This is a genomic window from Anaerovibrio sp. JC8 (assembly GCF_002100115.1).
Classification (GTDB): Bacteria; Bacillota; Negativicutes; order Selenomonadales; family Selenomonadaceae; genus Anaerovibrio.
Genome location: NZ_ANBM01000003.1, coordinates 122075 through 141052 on the forward strand (window position 1 = coordinate 122075; position 18978 = coordinate 141052).

22 protein-coding genes are annotated in these 18978 nt (G+C 46.4%); 1 reads left to right on the top strand and 21 read right to left on the bottom strand.

Annotated features, from left to right (window positions below):
• Positions 1-124: 124 nt before the first annotated feature.
• The 19 genes from miaB to D081_RS03650 form a co-directional block, all read right to left on the bottom strand.
• Positions 125-1423: a tRNA (N6-isopentenyl adenosine(37)-C2)-methylthiotransferase MiaB gene (miaB, locus tag D081_RS03560; RefSeq protein WP_233127417.1), complete on the bottom strand. Its 1299-nt coding sequence runs from the start codon at positions 1421-1423 to the stop codon at positions 125-127.
• A gap of 156 nt (positions 1424-1579) precedes the next feature.
• Entirely contained in the window at positions 1580-1816 is a 237-nt protein-coding gene (locus tag D081_RS03565; RefSeq protein WP_085022763.1) for a YdbC family protein, read from the bottom strand.
• Positions 1817-1936: 120 nt separating this feature from the next.
• The gene (locus D081_RS03570; protein ID WP_085022896.1) at positions 1937-2497 is read right to left on the bottom strand and encodes a UbiX family flavin prenyltransferase; all 561 of its coding nucleotides are present in this window, start codon (positions 2495-2497) and stop codon (positions 1937-1939) included.
• 23 nt (positions 2498-2520) lie between these two features.
• Positions 2521-2883: a YraN family protein gene (locus D081_RS03575; protein ID WP_085022764.1), complete on the bottom strand. Its 363-nt coding sequence runs from the start codon at positions 2881-2883 to the stop codon at positions 2521-2523.
• Complete coding sequence (locus D081_RS03580; protein WP_085022765.1) at positions 2883-3227, bottom strand: EscU/YscU/HrcU family type III secretion system export apparatus switch protein; 345 nt, start codon at positions 3225-3227, stop codon at positions 2883-2885. Before D081_RS03580 ends, D081_RS03575 begins: the two co-directional genes overlap by 1 nt.
• Positions 3217-5421 (bottom strand): hypothetical protein, encoded by a 2205-nt coding sequence (locus D081_RS03585; RefSeq protein ID WP_085022766.1) that lies wholly within the window; start codon positions 5419-5421, stop codon positions 3217-3219. The genes D081_RS03580 and D081_RS03585 overlap by 11 nt, the downstream gene beginning before the upstream one ends.
• Positions 5422-5447: 26 nt before the next feature.
• The gene (locus D081_RS03590) at positions 5448-6248 is read right to left on the bottom strand and encodes a ribonuclease HII (protein WP_085022767.1); all 801 of its coding nucleotides are present in this window, start codon (positions 6246-6248) and stop codon (positions 5448-5450) included.
• A gap of 26 nt (positions 6249-6274) precedes the next feature.
• Positions 6275-7198, bottom strand: coding sequence for a ribosome biogenesis GTPase YlqF (gene ylqF, locus D081_RS03595; RefSeq protein WP_085022768.1), 924 nt, complete (start codon positions 7196-7198; stop codon positions 6275-6277).
• A 159-nt stretch (positions 7199-7357) separates the two neighbouring features.
• Positions 7358-7738, bottom strand: a complete 381-nt coding sequence (locus D081_RS03600) for a PH domain-containing protein (protein WP_085022769.1) — start codon at positions 7736-7738, stop codon at positions 7358-7360.
• 70 nt (positions 7739-7808) lie between these two features.
• On the bottom strand, positions 7809-8537 hold the full coding sequence (locus tag D081_RS03605) for a metallophosphoesterase (RefSeq protein ID WP_085022770.1): 729 nt from the start codon (positions 8535-8537) through the stop codon (positions 7809-7811).
• 115 nt (positions 8538-8652) lie between these two features.
• Positions 8653-9549 carry a DUF1848 domain-containing protein gene (locus D081_RS03610; protein WP_085022771.1) on the bottom strand — a complete coding sequence of 299 codons (897 nt, stop codon included), beginning with the start codon at positions 9547-9549 and terminating at the stop codon, positions 8653-8655.
• Positions 9550-9564: 15 nt separating this feature from the next.
• On the bottom strand, positions 9565-10005 hold the full coding sequence (locus D081_RS03615) for a helix-turn-helix transcriptional regulator (protein ID WP_198941946.1): 441 nt from the start codon (positions 10003-10005) through the stop codon (positions 9565-9567).
• 272 nt (positions 10006-10277) lie between these two features.
• Positions 10278-10934, bottom strand: a complete 657-nt coding sequence (locus D081_RS03620) for an NAD(P)H-dependent oxidoreductase (protein ID WP_085022772.1) — start codon at positions 10932-10934, stop codon at positions 10278-10280.
• Positions 10922-11428 (bottom strand): flavodoxin family protein, encoded by a 507-nt coding sequence (locus D081_RS03625; protein WP_085022773.1) that lies wholly within the window; start codon positions 11426-11428, stop codon positions 10922-10924. The genes D081_RS03620 and D081_RS03625 overlap by 13 nt, the downstream gene beginning before the upstream one ends.
• Positions 11429-11454: 26 nt before the next feature.
• A complete protein-coding gene (locus D081_RS03630; RefSeq protein WP_085022774.1) occupies positions 11455-12093 on the bottom strand; it encodes a GNAT family N-acetyltransferase in 639 nt (212 codons plus the stop codon).
• Positions 12094-12122: 29 nt separating this feature from the next.
• Positions 12123-12479 (bottom strand): DUF3795 domain-containing protein, encoded by a 357-nt coding sequence (locus D081_RS03635; protein ID WP_085022775.1) that lies wholly within the window; start codon positions 12477-12479, stop codon positions 12123-12125.
• Positions 12480-12520: 41 nt separating this feature from the next.
• The gene (locus tag D081_RS03640) at positions 12521-13114 is read right to left on the bottom strand and encodes an alpha/beta hydrolase (protein WP_085022776.1); all 594 of its coding nucleotides are present in this window, start codon (positions 13112-13114) and stop codon (positions 12521-12523) included.
• A gap of 66 nt (positions 13115-13180) precedes the next feature.
• Complete coding sequence (locus D081_RS03645) at positions 13181-13873, bottom strand: aspartate/glutamate racemase family protein (protein WP_085022777.1); 693 nt, start codon at positions 13871-13873, stop codon at positions 13181-13183.
• Between the two features lie 48 nt (positions 13874-13921).
• Positions 13922-14545, bottom strand: coding sequence for a TetR/AcrR family transcriptional regulator (locus D081_RS03650; protein WP_085022778.1), 624 nt, complete (start codon positions 14543-14545; stop codon positions 13922-13924).
• A gap of 182 nt (positions 14546-14727) precedes the next feature.
• Between D081_RS03650 and D081_RS03655 the strand changes: the two genes are divergently transcribed.
• Positions 14728-16047: a hemolysin family protein gene (locus tag D081_RS03655; RefSeq protein WP_233127413.1), complete on the top strand. Its 1320-nt coding sequence runs from the start codon at positions 14728-14730 to the stop codon at positions 16045-16047.
• 92 nt (positions 16048-16139) lie between these two features.
• On the opposite strand, the gene D081_RS03660 is transcribed toward D081_RS03655, so the two are convergent.
• Together D081_RS03660 and D081_RS03665 are read right to left on the bottom strand one after the other, a co-directional pair.
• Positions 16140-17858: a methyl-accepting chemotaxis protein gene (locus D081_RS03660; protein ID WP_085022779.1), complete on the bottom strand. Its 1719-nt coding sequence runs from the start codon at positions 17856-17858 to the stop codon at positions 16140-16142.
• A gap of 227 nt (positions 17859-18085) precedes the next feature.
• Positions 18086-18976, bottom strand: a complete 891-nt coding sequence (locus D081_RS03665) for a prephenate dehydrogenase/arogenate dehydrogenase family protein (RefSeq protein WP_085022780.1) — start codon at positions 18974-18976, stop codon at positions 18086-18088.
• Positions 18977-18978: the final 2 nt, after the last annotated feature.

An 18978-nucleotide genomic window follows, 5' to 3' on the forward strand; every position in this document is an offset into this window, starting at 1 on the left:
TGAAGACTTATTCAGGTGGAGTTTTAAACTCCATCTGAATTTAGTCGAATTTTACCCATTGCTTTACGGGTGCTTAACTCCCACCTTAAAGGAGGGAGTCTTAGCACCCGTTAACATCGGAAACTTATGCCAGTTCACCCTTCAAAACCCAGGTCTGAGGCTGACAAATCTTCACCTTAACCAGATCTCCCGGCTGTTCCTTGCCCTCATAAGGCCACAGCACCAGCTTGTTGGTATCTGTACGGCCGGACCAAACCTTGTCGTCGTTGCTGCTTGGTCCCTCTACCATTACCTCTACTACCTTGTCCTGAAGCTGCAGATTCTTCTCCAGACTAATCTTGTTCTGAAGCTCCATAAGGCGGTTCAGACGGTCATGCTTCACCTCATCCTCCACCTGGTCCTCCATAGTAGCCGCCGGAGTACCGGAACGCTTGGAGTAAATAAAGGTATAGGCCTGGTCGTAGCGAACCCATGCCATTAAATCCAGCAGCTGCTGGAAGTCTTCCTCGGTCTCCCCCGGGAAGCCCACGATAATATCCGTGGTAATGCTGGCATCCGGCACCGCCTGACGAATCTTGGCAATAAGCTCCTTATAGGCCTCCACGGTATATACCCGGTTCATGGCCTTCAAAATGCGGTTGGAGCCGTGCTGCACCGGCAAATGGAAATGGGTACAGATATGCTGGCTGTTCTTAATAACCTCGATAACCGCATCACTTAAATCCTTAGGGTGAGAGGTCATATAACGTACACGTTCAATACCCTCCACCTTGTCCACCATGGAAAGCAGCTCGGCAAAGGTGGCCTTCTTGTGGTCCTTGCCATAGGAGTTAACATTCTGTCCCAAAAGGGTAACCTCTTTATAGCCCTGGTTCACTGCCTCCTGCACCTCGGCAACAATATCCTCCGGCATACGGCTGCGCTCACGGCCCCGTACATAAGGAACTATGCAATAGGTGCAGAAATTATTGCAGCCATACATGATAGGAACCCAGGCAGACAGTGCTGTCTTGCGGTGAATGGCAATATCCTCCGGCATGTCCTTTTCATTGATTTCAGTATCTACAATATGCTTCACCTGGGCCTGTTCCAGCTTTTCAACGGTGGAAACCACTTCCTGAATCTTGTTGGTACCAAGAACAAAATCAATGTGAGGCGCACGCTTAATGAGCTTTTCTCCCTCATGCTGGGCCATACAACCGGTAATACCAAAAATAAGGTCAGGATTGTTGCGCTTAAGGCCCTTAATCTCCCCGATTTTGCCATAGACCTTATCCTCGGCATTTTCACGGACAGCACAGGTGTTAATGATAATCAGATCCGCCTGGTCCATGTCCTCGGTGGGCTCATAGCCCAGCTTGGCCAGCTCCCCCTCCATGCGCTCAGCGTCACTGAAGTTCATCTGGCAGCCGTAGGTCAGCATTTTCAAGTATTTCTTCTCTTTATTTATGGTCAAATTGATACATCCTCTCAAAAAAATCGTACTGTTTATTATACCACAATTAAAAAAGGATTTACACGGCATATACCGGTAAATCCCCTTTGTACTTTCCCTATTGATTTTAGAGGCCTGCGTCTGTTAAATAGCCAATTCATTCAGCAGATTTCGCAACACAACAATTTCATCCTTTGTAAAGGTAACCCCCTTGCCCATACGGCTTCTGTCCGGTGCCCACTCCCTAATATCATATTTAGGATTAAGATGATTCCAGGATACCAGATTCAGCTCCTTGCGCCAGCCCCGCCTGTCCTGACAGATAACCCCCATTTCTTCTTTAATTTCACAGGTAATTTCCCTTTTCTCATTACTCTCCATGATATTATTCACTCCTTTGTTAATATATTTAATATCTGACTATATATTAACAAATATTATTATGTTTGTAAACAATTTTCCAAAATAAAAAAGGCTGTTTTCACAGCCCTCAAAAGATAATCACATATTTCCGTCCCAATGCTTAAATAAATTATTCTCCACATTGAGGCTATCGCATATTTTCCCCACCAGCATATCCACCAAATCCATCAAGGTCTTTGGCTGATGATAAAAGCCGGGACTGGCCGGAATAACCATGGCCCCCAGACGGGACATCTTAAGAAGATTTTCCAAATGGCCAGCGTGCATCGGGGTTTCACGAGGCACAACTATAAGACGGCGTCCTTCCTTTAAAATCACATCAGCAGCCCTGGTCAGCAAATTATCCGTAACCCCGGTGGCTATACAGGCTACTGTCTTCATAGAAGCAGGCACTACCACCATGGCATCAGCCCTAAACGAACCGCTGGCAATGGAAGCTCCAACATTATGCACATCATGAAGCATATCGGCACTGGCCAGAATCCGCTCATAAAGCTCAGGACATTCAAACCGCACAACCTTATTGCCACTGTCCGTCAGCACCACATGAACCTGATGGCCGGCATCCTTCAGCACCTCTATTAAACGCAAGCCATAAATACTGCCACTGGCTCCCGTTATTCCTACAATAATTTTCATATATCCTCCAAAAAGCCCCTGCATCAACCGGCCTCAAAGGCATTCTCAATAAGCCTGAAGCTCATGTTGCCGCTTTTAGGGGCCAATATCTCCAGCACATCAAAGCGGTAGCTGTAATCCTGCAAGCCCTTATATCTGATATAAGATTGGGCTGTGCGGACAATTTTCTGCTGCTTGTAATAATTGACTGCTTCCGCCGGGGCACCATATCTCAACGAGCCTCTGGTCTTGACTTCCACAAAAGAAATCAGATTCCCCTTGCTGGCTATAATATCTATCTCACCGGTCTGGGCCCGATAATTCTTCTCACGGATAAAATACCCGTGATTTTCCAGATATTGGGCCGCCACCTGCTCTCCCTTATTTCCTAAAATCTTGTTGTTCATTACATGCCCCTTACTGGCGGCATCTGATTTTTCTGTTCCTTGCGCCGCTGGTCAATCCTATACACATAAGCCAGAATTTCAGCCACAGTGGTATACAGCTCTGTAGGAATTTCCTTGTCCAGCTCCAGAGCCATCAGCATATTTACCAGAGATTTGTTCTGGTAAACAGGCACCTTGCCTTTTTTGGCAGCCTCCAAAATGTTTTCTGCCACATGGCCCTTACCCTTGGCCACGACCTTTGGCGCCATATTCTTTTCAGGATCGTATTTAAGTGCTACGGCCTTTTTCTCGGCAAGGGGATCCCTCTCCGGCTCCTCATGCGGCCGTCTTCCTCTATTCATCATTGCTTACAGTTCCTATCTTCAGATCAGTTAGGTTAATCGGTGAATCGTACAGGGCTTTGCGGATATCCGGCAAATAGTCCTTAAACTCTTTTACTGCATCGTTATCCGAGAATACCACCCGCAAATTCAGGTTATTGCCCTCATACAGACGACAAACAATATCCACTGCCCCGATTTCATCTGTCAGCACACATACACGGAACCATGTATCCTTCCGCGTAACACCGTACTCGTCCTCATGGGGCGGTTCGTCATAAATATGAAGATATGCAGGATAGCTGAGAGTGCCGTCACCTACATAAAGAGGCATCATATAGGAAATTGATTTCTGACCATCTGCCTTAAAGGCACCGTCACTATCCATGGAGCCCTTTATGGCATTGGTAAAATTGGTAATTTCCTTGCTGGCATTTCTGTACTGATAGCCCTTCATTTTCTTCAGGGTTCCAAGATCCGCCAGCTGCATAAATGCCCACAGCTTTGGCAGGGCATCAAAGCCCATCTTCTGGGCCGCCTGCTGAACCGAGGCCGGCATATTTCCCTCTATGGTGCGAAGCAGGGTATTCAGCTGCTTGGCATCCTGCTCAGACAGCATCCCCTGATTTTCATTTATAAAGTTGTTAAGAAGCTGAGCCTCCTTTGGAGTCAGCTCCATATTTTTCATGATTAGCTGACCGGCATCCTTCAAGGCCAGCGCCACCTGCTGGCTGTCCATCTGTGGCAGCTGATACTGAGTGCTGGTATTAGGTGCAGGCGCATTATTGTTCTCTATTGGCTGATTGGCCCCGAAGCGATTGAATATACTTCTGAACAAAGGATTCTGCTCCACAGGACCATTCATTCTGGCAGAAGTACCCTCGTAGGCCATGCCAATATTATTGAGACGCACGTTAATAGTCTCCCGCCCTGGAATGGTAGGAGCTGTTCCATCACTATTGGTAACCGTTGGCTGGCCCGTCTGAGGCTGTACTGTCTCCTCAGAGGCCATAGCCGCCTGATTAGGCATCGCCACACCTGGCTGGGACCCCTGAAGCGGTGTCCCCTGGACAGGAGTGCCCTGAGCTGCAGCCCCCTGTGGCATGGCGTTGGTGCCCGGCATATTGCCAACCATATTATTGGCAGCATTTGCTGTTGCCCCTGGCTGGGCCTGTCCCGCCATATTCTGGCCAGTTTGGACATTTTGCGGAGTCTGGGTATTGGCACCAACCTCCGGCATAGGATTATTTGGAACCCCTGCTCCCAGCTGAGCCACCTGCCCATTCTGTCCCATTGGAGCATTCTGCAGGTTCTGAGCCCCTTGGGCAACATTATTGCCAGTATTTTGGGCCATGGCCTCTGCCATATTGCCCATAGGAACCCCCTGAGGCTGAGCCGTATTGCCGGTTCCAGCCCCCTGGGCCACAGTCTGGGCCATATTGCCAGTCCCAGCTCCCTGGGCCATAGCCTGCCCCATCCCCTGGGCAGTACCCTGTGGCATTCCCTGAGTGTTCCCCTGCTGTGCCTGAGTCTGAGCCCCATCACCGGCAAAGGCTGATTTCGGGAAAAAGGCATCCACCAGCTTATTCAGTATATTGAGCCCTTCAGTAGGCTGCTGTGCTCCCTGGGCAGGCTGAGAATTGGTAAGGGACGCCAGCTGGGACAAAAGCTGCTCCAGCTGCTTTGGCATTTCCTCCCCCTCCGGAAGCTGCATAAGCTGAAAGGCCAACTTATTGATATTAACCGGCTCCATGGAGCTATTGTTGCCCAGAACCGACTTTAGATTATCAAAAATCGCCTGCATTTCCTCGGAAAACTCACCCAGTTTCCCCTGGTCCGCCATGGTCCCCATCTGGGTTAAAATACGGCTCAGGGTATTGAGCTGTTCCACGGAAAAGCGCTGGCTGGCCAATGAACTGCCCACGCCCTCGCCTACAGTACCTTCCACGGTAAAGGCGTTGCGCATAATATTTTGAATGATATTTTTCAGCTGATTTGGAATGGCATTTTCCGCCTCAGACTGATGGGTGGAAATCTTGGACAGAACTCCAGCCATATTATCAATGGAATTCTTTATACTGACATCAGTACGGGGTGAAAAGGCAGAACCGGCACTGCCACCGCCATCTCGTTTGACGGATATTTTATCGCCTTTGGTCTCTTGGGTACGCTCCGTCGCCTGGACAGAAGGCGTCATTCCTGTAACATTGGTTGGCAAGGCCTCTCCACCTCCTAAATACGTTCTTACTGCTTGCTAAATATATTATCGATTTCCTCGACTTCTTCTACCATGGATTTTATTGGCTCAAAGGACAGCCGATGAATCGGACATGGCCCATATTTGCGAATAGCCTCGATGTGGCTGCCAGTGCCATAACCCTTATGGCCGGCAAAGCCATATTCCGGATACTGCCTGTCGTATTCATCCATCAAACGGTCACGGGAGACCTTGGCAATGATGGAAGCCGCTGCAATAGAGGCCGACTTGGCATCACCCTTGATAAGTGACAAGGATGCCATAGGCAAATTATCCAGCTTCACCGCATCCAAAAGCACCTTGTCCGGCTGCGGCTCCAGTCCAAAAATAGCTTCATACATACCATTTATGGTTGCCTGCAGAATGTTCACCCGGTCAATGGTACGCTCGTCAACAAAGACCTGCTTAACGCAGAGTGCCTTGGCCATAATCTCGTCATAAAGCTCATCACGGACCTTTTCCGACAGCTTCTTGGAATCGTTAATCTTCGGGATTATCAAATCCTCCGGCAGAATTACCGCCGCCACGGACACAGGCCCCGCCAAAGGACCACGGCCAGCCTCGTCCACACCGGCAATAACCTTGAGCCCTTCATTTCTGGCCTCATCCTCATAACGGTACATGGCCTTTACGCGGGCTACTTCCTTTTGCTGCCGCTCATAACGCTTGATGAGTCGGGCACTGGCCGCCCTGGTGTCCTGTCTCAGAGCCTCAATCAGCTCCTCTGTCACCTGACCGGACGCAAACAAACCCTCTATTTGTTTTATCGAAAGTTCAGCTATATTCATTAATCTTTTACCTCATAAAATGAGCCTCATATCTCTGGCTCTGGTGGGGTATCAAGGCTAACAGTCCCCAGCTTGCCGCTTCTGAAATCAGTGAGAACAATGCGCTGGGCCTTTTCCAGATCTACTACGCCGCCCTTGACCAGACAGCCCCGCTTTTTGCCAATAAGCTCCAGCAGTTCACCAGAGGTTTCCGGCAGCTCGGTGGTAATCTTATAACGCTCCTTGATGCGCTCCGGATACAGCTTGAGCATGGTATCAAGGAATACACCCGTAATAAGCTCCCTATCCACCGCCTCATCATTGATGGCTCCGGTAAATGCCAGCTTCAGACCGGCATTCATGTCCTCAAACTTCGGCCAAAGAATACCCGGGGTATCCAGCAGCTCCAGGCTGTCCGCCAGACGAATCCACTGCTTGGCTCTGGTAACACCCGGCTTATCAGCAGTCTTGGCCTTATTGGAGCCGGCCAGACGGTTTATGAGGGAAGACTTGCCCACATTTGGAATACCCAAAATCATTACCCTTGCAGAGCGGGCCTTGGCACCCTTGGACACCAGCTTTTCTGTCTTGGAACGGGCCAGATCCTCCGTAATCTTCACCAGCTGTTTGGTTCCCTTGCCCTGGGTGGCATCCACTGCCACAGCCTGAACACCCTGACTGCGGAAATAATTAACCCACTTCTTGGTAATAGCCGGGTCCGCCAAATCGGACTTATTGAGGGCCACCACCTTTGGCTTCCCCGCAATAATTTCCTGCAGCATTGGGTTGGCACTGCTATAAGGAATACGGGCATCCAGCAGTTCAATAACCACGTCCACCAGCTTAAGGTTTTCCGTTATGATTCTTCTGGCCTTGGTCATGTGACCCGGGAACCACTGTACATTCGGCAGCACCTGCTCCGCCGCCAGCTTTCTGGCACTTTCTTCCCGTTCTTTTATGTAATCGTTCATATATAAACTCCTATTCTAAACCTTTAAATTAAAATGCTTATAAGAATACGCCTTATAATTATATAGCCATGCCCATTTATTATCAAATCCAGTTTTTGTACCGCATTGAAAAGGCCGGGAAAACGCCACGGCATCTCCCCAGCCTGTAAAACCATACTGTTATTTTCCTATGCACTCCGCCAATAGGGCCTGCACCTTATACACATCAGCATCCTTGCTGAAGGTTTTTACCAATGGTGTAGTCCCCATATCAGCTACCCATATTTTAAGCTCTGCATCCAAATCAAAATGACCGGCGGACTCCACCTCAAAATGACGGATACTCTTATATGGTACGGAATGATAATTTACCTTCTTGCCCGTTGCCCCCTGAATATCCACCATTATAAGCCGATAATCCGTAAAAATCATCAAGTCCCGAATCCACTGATAGGCCTGCACAACCTGTTCATTCCGTCCCAACAGCTTGCCATAATCCTTCTTAACCGCCTCAACATCCGTTCCTGAAGCATTTCCCATCAAGCCACTAATTAACCCCATAGCTCTCGCCTCCTGTCCATATTTATTGGGTCACTTGATCCAAAAAGATTGTTTTTTATAACAATGCATATCAAGTAGGCTTTCCCATGACTTCGATTTTCTCATATTTTCTTGTTTCCGAATCTATCACTATCATTGCAGACTCACCAATCTGTGTACCATCGCGATAGGTAGAAAATACATCCGTCAAAGTGATGCCATCTTTATCATATATTTCCTTCACAGGTGTATGCCCAACTACCTGAGTATACTCCTCATGTCTAAATGTTTCCCGTTTCCCATTAGGCGGTCTAAACCACAATGGTGATTCATCATGCCAAAGATGATCTTTCGAAGCATGATTTACTGCCCCAATAACATTATCAATATCAGCATCAAGCAGACCAGCATCAAGCCACTTTACAAACTCTTTTGTAAGTCCACCATGCGAAAATAGAACATTGCCAATTCTATGCATTATATTTATCTGGGACGAATCCGGCAATGTGTGTACAAGCTCCTCCAACTTAGACATAACCGTTCGCTCTGCATATGGAGAATATCCCGTTTCCAACCGTCCCCATAGATAACTAACATCATGATTGCCATAACACCAAAGCGTTTCAGGATAATCAACTGCAAACTCTATTGCCCTGTCAAAGGTCTCTTCGTATCGATTAACTTGAAATTCCATATTCCAATCATCTGGCACATCCATAAGGCATACAGCCCTATCTGCCCTACAAGATTTTAAAATATCTTCAGCTCTGTCAAAAATCCATGTTTTTAAATGAATATCAGGAATAACAAGAACCTTCATAGTGTCACCTCACTTTCATCATAACGAATTTGCCGCCAGTTGGCTATCTGATTTCATTTTATATTAAACCTATAATGTTCTTCCTCATTTCACCGAATACCATCTTTATCTTATGCTATTCATGCAAAGTAATATGCTCATCCCCCAATAAATTTCCCGTTATCACCGACGAGTTAGGATTATGATTATCAAAGCCCTGTCTTGCCCGCTCCAAGCTGGCATTGGCATAACAATAGCGGCAGCCATGGATACAGGTATCATACTGACCAATATCAAAACTCTCAACGCAGTTGCACAGCGGCCGCTGGGTCTTGGCCCTGCTGACATTAAGTGACTTGCCCACTATGCGCTCCACCAGCTCCCCATCGATACAGGCCCCATGAACAATGCCGTACTTTTCCAAATCAATGGCCTCAGAACAGGTCTGAAGGGTAACACCACTGCCTTTGGCAATATCTGACATCCCCGCTGCCAGTGTATTCATTTCTTCCTCAGAAAGTTCATGCAAGTTCAGGCCCTGAGTGTTCTTTTTAGCCTTGGCATATAAATCAATAAAGCTGATGACACACCGTTCCACACAGGGAGCCAATGACTCCAGGGTATTTTTGAACCATTCCAGATGCCCCTCTATAGTGTAGTGATCATTCAATAAAATCGGGTCATAACGCCACACTACCCGTTCCCGCCCAAGCCTTTCGGATAACTCCTGCACGGTGCTTATAATATCCTTTTTATCCCACAGCTTTGCCTCCACATCATGACCATAAGGGGTTATGGAAACCTGGACATAATACTTATAATCATTGAGAGCATCCAATCCCTTTAACATAGGTGCAGGGTCCTTTGTCCAAAAAACAATACAGTCCACATACTCGGGTTTCAAGGATATACGACTCACTTGCTTGCGGTTGAATGGATTGACCACATCCACATAGCCCGCCTTTAACCTCTGACAAAACCAGTCAAAGTAAAATGCCGGTATATCCGTCCGCCTGCTGGCACTAATTATCATGACGTTTTATCTCCTCTAACTCTCCTTTAGAGATAAGGAACAGCCCATAGCACTTAAATAACGAATTATTGTTTCGATAGTACCGCCGCTCCCTTTTTCCAAGCGGCTAATTGCCTGCTGCGACAAACCAGACCTCTTACTTATTTCCTTCTGAGTTAGAGATAATTTTTTCCTCTTTTCTATGAGTTCTTGCTTAAATTTCATTTCAGCCAAGAATAGTTGATGTTGCAAGCGTAATTGCTCATCACTTTCCACTAATTTATTTATAATCTTTTGTTCTTCTACGGGATTGCTTTTAGTTAACATAATATCCCTCCTACAAAATGCATCTATACCACTTTTGCGAATCTCAGCACGTATATCATAAATTTCCAACTGCTCTTGTTTGGGCAATTTTTCAATATAGGAAATAATAACATTTTTTCCTCCCGCAGACTGGTAGTCAAAAATATCCAAGATAATGCCTCCTAAAATATTACCCTACAGTAATTTTACATCATTATTGATGTATTATCAATGTATTTAACTTTTTCTCACACTCTAATAATTAATTGTTGTTTTAAATATTATTTATTATTTAATGTAATATTATTCTTTGTTTTATATTTTATAAATTAATCGTTGTATTGTCAAAAAAATCTTTTATAGTCGCTACGACAAAAACATATTAAAAAAACGGCAAATGCCCAAATATAGCATTTGCCGTTTTTTATATTATCAACTTAATATCATTTTTCCGTATAAGGCTTATAATCCAGTGGCTTGGTGCAGCCCCATTTGGCGGCCACCTTTTGAAAGTTTTTACGCTGTATGGTTTTAAACATCAGTTTCAAGCACAGGCGCAGAGGGAGCGGAAAGATTTCCAGCCCAGTGAATTTACGGCATTCATCGGAAAAGAAATCGCCATTTTGAGCGAAAATCTGCCCCATTTTACGATAAGGCTCCGTAATTTTATCCCGTTCCTTGCCCTCAACGAAACGTATGCCGAAATTGTCACCTTTTACCAGGGTTCCACCGTATTTGCACCCCAGCTGCCCGGCCAATAATCTTAAATAATTCTCACCGCAGCGAAGCTGGGCCCCTTCAGCAAAACCACTCTGTAAAATAAAGGACAACTGAGTATTTTCATTCTTGGGGGCAAGGCCTTCCAAAAACTCCATCAGCAGCCCTGGAACACACTCCACATAAAGAGGCAAGGCGATTATGATGTTATCATTTTCCCTAAAGGCTTCCCGGATTTTCTCCCAGTCCTTGCGGACAGAAATCTCATAAACCTCACTGGAACAGCCACCCTCCTGAAGCCCGGCGGTGAACTTTTCCAATATCTTATCCGTATTGCTGAACTGCTTCACCCGTGGACTGCCGTTAATAATCAGTGCATGCATTTTGCCGCCTCCTTTAACTCAGCCACAGGATAAGCCCCCAGGGATTTGCTGTCCAGATTATCGGTACACCTGTCCAGCCACTGCTGCAGATAGTTTCTGTTGGCTTCCCCCTGATAAATAATCCCAATATCCGTCCTCTTATCATAACGAAGTATATGCCGCATCTGGTCACCACGAAACTCAAGATAAATACAGAGAATCGGCAGTATCCGATCAAAAACATTCTTCCCCTTATGGTTCAGAAAACCAAGAGCCGTATCAGAAATAACCCATAGCTGGTCTGCAGTAATTATTTTCTGCATTATCCCTGCATAATCGTCATTAATGACACAAGTGCCGGGGTTCTTCAGCCAGCAATGACCACAGCCCATGCAATGGCTTATGTTCATATCAGCTGTATCAATGACTTCAAAATCTGTCTTTTTCTGATTAAGAAGCCCTTTTAATATTTCTGACATATTGCTATTTGAAGTCGTGTTTATGATAAGTACCATAGCTCCTCCGCAATGCCATTAAAAAATTACCCGAAAATCTGTCCTGGCAAGACTTTCTTTTCCTTATACGGGAACTGGGCCTCAAAGGCTTCCAGCTCCTCAGGATTTTCTTCGGCTACCATGTAGCCGGCTGGTGGAGTATATTCCCCCGTGATGCCAGATAAATAGCCTGGCTTTAATTCCTTGCAGAGGAAGAATGATGCGTCCTCTCCCTCCGGCAGCCCATGATAGCGGATGCCAAATTCACTGGCGTAGGTAAAGCCGCTCTTGCCATAAAAATCAATATTTCCTTCAAAGCACATGGCACCACAGCCCAGCTCTGCAGCTTGCTCAAGGCAATAATCAAGCAGCAGCTTTCCATAGCCCTGGCGCTTGTATTCGGGAGCAATAGAGATTGGTCCCATGGCCATTACCGGAATATTTTGCCCATTATCAGCCTTAATAATAGCCCGCATAAATATATTCTGGCCAATGAGTACGCCTCCCTTTTCCATAACAAAGTCCAGCTCTGGCACAAAATCAGCATTATCTCTCAGCTTATGCAGTACATAATGCTCCACACAGCCGGGACGGTACACATTCCAAAATGCTTCCCTAACAAGGTTCTCCACAGCCCTATAGTCCTGCTGAGTCTCCCGACGAATAACTATATCTTTTTTATCCAATTTTCTCGCTTCTTTCTTTATACATATATTCAAGTTTGCCCGTGCACAGTAGCACAGGCCTTCAAATTCTTCAAAGCGTCTGGATTGTTCTCAATAATTGCCCCCACCGTCTTGCATTCTTCCAGCTCCTGACACTCCCCACAATTGTTCATGTTCTTTTTCAGGGCACACTGACGAATTTCGCAATACTTCTCACAGTATATAAGCTTCACACCATCAGCACGACAGCCTTCACAATTAATATGCTCTGGCTTGATAGGCGAATTGTACAGCTCACTCCAGGCCTTGGCGGTCTTTTCCCGCAGGGCATCGTCATTGTTGGCCGTAGCAATATAGGCATCACATTGTTCACAATCTAGTCCGCAAAACGCAAGTAGCTCTTTCATAAAAAATATCCCCCTATAATACACACTTTCATTTAATCCCTTTAATGGGTTCTCATCCAATCATCCAAAAACTTCATCTGCTCCTCTGTGTGGAACCAATGCTCACCCTTCTCCATAACCGTCAGCCCGGCCTTGTGCTTCTCGGCAAATTTCTCCATAGTTTCCCGGGAAGTAAGCTTATCCTCGCTGCCATACAGTATTCTTGTCGGCACATTCCAGCTGATGGGGTGGCTTCTCACATAGGAAAGATACTCCCAGGACAAATCCTCCCCAAACTCCGTGGATATGACCCCCTTGGCCTCCAGCTCGGCCTCCGTTACATTGGCCCACATCATCATATCCTCAATGAGCCGTTCCATATTCACAATAGGCGAAATGAAATAGGCCTTCTGAACAAGTCCATCCAGATTTCCATTCATGCTGAAAAAGGCACCAATACTATTGGCCACCAGTATTACATTGTCATACTGCGTTTTCAGCTTCTCCACGAAGGCCCTTATCTCTTTTCCCGTTTCCCAAGGTGCGCTGGTCTTATAATCCAGTCCCACAACCTCAGCATCCGGGAACAGTGCCTTATAATGATTGGCCTCCGCTGCACTGCCGCCCTTTCCATGAACATACAATATTACAGTCATCCAATTCTCCCCTATTTATCAATGTATAAAAAATCATTCCCCCGATAAAAATGAGTTTCCCTGTGCTTAATCCTTCAAGGCCTTCAAGGCAGCCTCACGGGCATGAATCAGGGTAGTATCATATACCGGCAACACACTATCCTCAGCGGTTATCAGCATACCAATTTCCGTACAGCCAAGGATAACGCACTCTGCCCCCTGTGCCTTCATGGAAGCTATTATGCGCTGATACTCCTTGCGGGAGGACTCCATCACCTTTCCCAGGCACAGCTCGTCAAAAATAACGTCATTTACCAGCTCAATGTCCGCCTCATCCGGTATCATTACCTCCAGACCAGCCTTTCTGAACCGTTCATGCAGAAAATCCTGGGTCATGGAGAACTTGGTCCCCAAAAAGCCCACCTTACACAGGCCATCCTCCTTTATCTTCTCTGCCGTAGTATCTGCAATGTGCAAAATCGGTATACTGATATTCTTCTCAATGTCAGGCACCAGCTTATGCATGGTATTGGTGGCGATAACAATATAGTCAGCTCCCGCATCCTCCAGCCGCTTGGCTGCCTCAGACAGGATTTTTGCATTTCCCGCCCAGTTGCCGGTGGACATATTCTCCTCCAGCTCCGCAAAGTCCACGTTGTACATCATTATCTTGGCACTGTGGTAGCCCCCCAGCTTCTCAACTATGGTCTTATTCAAAATCTCATAATATGTAATGGTACTTTCCCAACTCATACCGCCTAATAATCCAATGGTCTTCATAATTATTCCTCCCCAAAAACAAGCTATCACACTACTCGGCACAAGGTTTTACTTTCTGACCAGCTCACTAAAAATCTTATCCCGGTCAAATTCGCCGGTAATCAGCCCCGGAACTTCCTTGTAGGCCTTGCAGAGAGCCAGGCTCATTTCCGTAAACACACTGCTCATCTCCTTATCCGTATATGGACAATCATCGGTGACAATCAGGGTTGCAAAGCTAAATGCCACCAGCCACAGATTCTGAAAATAGCGGTCCGCCGTTGCGGCGTCCATATTATAAATTCTCATTATAGAATCCCGCACCAAATCCTGGGAAAACTTCAAAGCCTCCATGGCTCCGCCACAGGCTTCGCTTGGCTTGGTCAAAAACAGCAGCTTGTACAGCTCCGGCTCGTTCTGGGCAAAGCGGATATACTGCTGACCTACTCCAAGGAATGGGATAGGCCCTGCCAGTCCGGCCTCAACATACTCCTTATAGCAGACCTTGGCCTGCTGATGAACCTCACTCTTTAACTGCTCAATGGTATCAAACCAGGTAAAGATGGGACGGGTGGAAACATTCAGCTCCGCCGCCACCTCCCGGGCCGTCACAGCATTAATCCCCTTTTTGCGGGCCACATTCAGTGCCGCACTCACTATATCTTCCTTTTGAAACTTCACTTTAGGTGGCATATAGTGCCTCTCTTTCTATCTCCAAAACTTTTGTTGCATAACTAATGTTGCATAACAATTATTATACTATTCCTTCTCTGCTTCCCTGTCAAGGAAAATTTCTTGCTGAAAGTTACCTTGAAGTCACACTTTTATGTTAAAATAGTATACAAACTATTTATTCTAAAGGAAGTGTTGTTTTTTTGGATACCTATCACCCCACACTTATATTTGCCATAATCTTCGTTTTAATGCTGATTAATGTCTTTTTTGCCATGGCGGAAACTGCCCTGACAGAAAGCCATAAAAGCCGGCTGGAAAAAATGGTGGATGATAATGTCCCAGATGCCAAGGCAGCCTTGGAGCTGTACGAAGCTCCGGAATTAGCCTTCGTGGTCGTACAGATTGGCATCACCCTGGTCAGCATCCTGATGGGTGTTGCCACCAGCGTGCTGCTTACCCCTGTTGTGGGCCAATATATCAGCTTTGTCCCATATCACGAATGGGTTGCACTGCTGGCCAGCATTGTGGTGGTTACCTATTTCACCCTGCTTCTATCTGAATTCCTGCCAAACTCCATTGCCATGCGTCATCCTGAGCAGACCCTTATTAATTGTCAGGGGACCCTGCGGACTTTGGTGAAAATCACCCGGCCATTTACGGCAATTCTCGAAACCTCTGCCAGCTTTTTCCTCAGCTTCTTTGGTATAAACCTAAAATATGAGGACGTGGTTACCGAGGACGAGGTAAAGGATCTGATTGAACAGGGTACAGAGGACGGTACCTTTGAGAAGACGGAGCAGGATCTGGTGGACCGGGTATTTCACATGAGTGACCAGACCGCCTACTCCCTTATGACACCAAGAACCCAGATGATGTGGCTGGATATCAATGACTCACTGCAGCACAATCTGGACCTTATCAAAAACTCCTCAGAGTACATTATCCCTGTGGGACGGGACAGCCTGGATGAGTTCTGCGGTGTTATCTACACCAAGGACCTTTTAAATGCCGCCTTAAACAACGAATCCCTGGAGCTGGAGCCCTTCATCAGAAAGCCGATGTTTATTCCCCGCTCCATGGAAACCTTCCGGGTGCTGGAGCAATTTAAGGAATCCGGCATTCACGAAGCAGTAGTCCTTGACGAATACGGCGGCGTAATCGGTTTCATTACCCTGCAGGATATACTCATTGAGCTTATTGGTGATACCAACAACGTAAACGAGCAGGAGCAGCTACAGATTGTACCAAAGGACGACAACGAATGGTACGTCGAGGGTATGTGCTCCATCGACGACTTCAAGGAAAAATTCGATATTGATGAGCTGCCGGAGGAAGAGCAGGATTATTACCAGACCATGGGCGGCTTCGTCACCTCCCTCTTTGGCTACATTCCAAAGAAGGGTGAAAAGGTGGAATGGGACGACTTTACCTTTGAAATCAGCCGTTTGGACAAGTACCGGGTGGACAAGATAATCTGCACCCGCAAGGTTGAGGAGCCTGCCACTGAGGAACCAACATAAAATCTCCTGCCTTTAGGCAGATAAAAAAACGCTGGAGCGAAAACTCCAGCGTTTTGTATTACAGGGATATTAATTTTATTTGGCCACTACTGTCAGAATTGGAATTTCTGCAGGGAGGTCTGAAGCTCCTGAGCCAGATCAGCCAGAGACTGGCTGGCTGTAGCAATTTCAGTGGCAGAAGCACTCTGCTCCTCGGAAGCAGCAGAAACACTTTCCATTTCCTGAGATACCTCATCACCCTTGCCGGCAATGCGTACAGATTTCTCATTGATGTTCTTGGTATCCTCAGATACAGCATGGAGCTCTTCAATCATATTCTGAGCACGCTCTACTACACCATTAGAGGCTGCATTAATGGCCTGGAAGGTTTCACGGAGCTTCTCCACGGAGGCACTGCCTTCACGAACAGCATTGCTGCCCTTTTCCATGGAAGCAACTGCAGCATCTGTGTTATCCTGAATTCCCTTAATAAGGGCGGTAATCTGCTGGGCAGCATTCTGAGATTCCTCAGCCAGCTTTCTTACCTCCTCTGCTACAACGGCAAAGCCACGACCCTGCTCACCGGCACGGGCTGCCTCAATGGCAGCATTCAAAGCTAACAGATTGGTCTGGCCTGCAATACCGGAAATGGTCTCCACAATCTGACCAATTTCCTGGGAGCTCTGTCCCAACTTATTAACAGTGTCTGCAGACTCTCTTACTATAGCCTCCGCAGACAGAATCTGCTGAACAGCAAATTCAATGGCCCTGGTACCATCTTCAGCCTGATCGTTGGCAGATTTAGCCTCGTTGGTTACAGCGCCTGCAGCAGTACCAAGATTCTCTACAGCCTCATTAGACTTATCTACAGAAGCCTTCATATCCTGCAGCAACTGCTGCTGTTCTATAACTGCACTGGCAGATGTGGTTACATTCTGAGCCACCTGATCAGAGGCCTGTGCTGACTGACCAGCGGAAGCTGTCAGCTCCTCGGAGCTTGCTGCCAGCTGTTCGGAAGAACGGCTGATCTGACGCATTAATTTATTAAGAGTACCACATACTTCATCAATGGATCTTTCCATGGCACCAAACTCATCGCCACGATCTACACCATTGTTGTTAACACGGAAATCACCGTCACGCAGCTTATGGCAAATTCCCATCATCTTGTTAAGTGGAGAAGTTATTTCCTTGGTGATCCACATAACAACTACAACCAAAATCAACAAAGTAACAACACTGAGAATAATCATGTTGCGCTGAGCGGCATCACTTTCTTCATCATTGATTCTATCAATTTCTGCTGCGGCCTCGGCTGCCTCATCAGCAAGATTTGCCAAATCACTGGCTACAGTTGCTGCCAATTTGGAATTATTATCATATATTGCCTTACCTTCTTCAGGATTACCACTCTGGGACTGTTTTACAGAAGAATTGAGACCATCCTTGAACTTTGCCCAATCCTGAGCAGTTTTGGCATACTTTTCTGCAGTATCACCTACACCACCTGAAGCCTTATTAAATGCTTCGAGATTTTCATCAGTGGTTTTAATAGCATCATCATACTTGCCCTGAAGCTCCTTCATACGAGCCGGATCATCCTTGACGGTGGTCATAATAACCGTCATGGTCTGGGCGGAGCGCATCCCCTGGCGTGCATTGCCCAAATGCACAAGGCCAATTACATTCACATTGTACAAATGTGTCATGTCATTTTGGGCCTTTTCCAAAGCTGTGAACCCAAAGAAGCTTATAATTGCCATTCCAATAGCTGAAATAACAGCCAAAATGAGCAGCTTATAAGCTACCTTAATATTGTTCATAAAATTCATAACAATATCCTCCCTCTTTTCCACGATGCATTATTCTAATCCGCATCAATTAATAACAATTATTATTTTTCCATACAAAGTCAATACTATCATACCATATATCAACAGTCATGTTAATAATTATTATTCGTTAATAATAAATGATAATCCATTAATTTATTAAGGCATTATGGAAAACTTTCAAATAAATAAGGAGAAGAATCAAAATTAATTCTTCTCCTTTTATATTAAATTAGCTCATACATATTTTTTGTCTGTTCCAAAATGCTGTCACGGCGCTTCTTGGAATCGGCGAAATAATCATGAACAGCCTGGCGGTCACCGCTTTCTATGGCCACTATTACCTCAGCCAAAATGCCCTGCAGGAGCTTCAGATGGTTGGTGATGGCCTCCTGATTGGTCATGCAGATATCCGCCCACATATCGGCGTTGGAGGATGCAATACGGGTAGTATCCTTAAATCCACCGCCGGCCAGCTTGAGGCAGGCGGCCATATCGCCGTGGCTGCGATTCAACAGGGTTACCAACGCCGCAGCGGCTACATGAGGTATATGGCTGATAACTGAAGCGCAACGGTCATGCTGGGCAATATCCAGGGTTTCCAAATCCGCCCCGGTAAGTCTTACCAAATCACAAATCTTATCGGTGGCCTCTTTAGGAGTCCCGGTATTTTCCACTATTACATAGCATTTATTGACAAATAAATCCTTCTTGGCAGCAGTGACACCACTCATTTCACGGCCTGTCATTGGATGCCCCGCAACATAATAGATATCCGGTGGCAGAATTTCCTTCAGGCTATGCCAGATAAACTGCTTGGTACTGCCCGCATCTGTAATGATGGCCCCACTTTTCAGGAATGGCAGCATTTTCTCCACCATAGGCACCATCTGAAGCACCGGGGTACTGAGGAAGATCACATCTGCATCCTTCACCACTGCCTCCAGATCGCTGGAAGCAAAATCAACGGCCCCCATTTCCATGGCCTTATCCATGGACTCCTGGGTACGGCACTGACCAGTTATGTAAATGTCATCTCCCATTTTGTCCTTTAGGCAAAGCCCCAGAGAACCACCTATAAGACCTACACCGATTATGGCAAGATTTAACTTGGCCATTA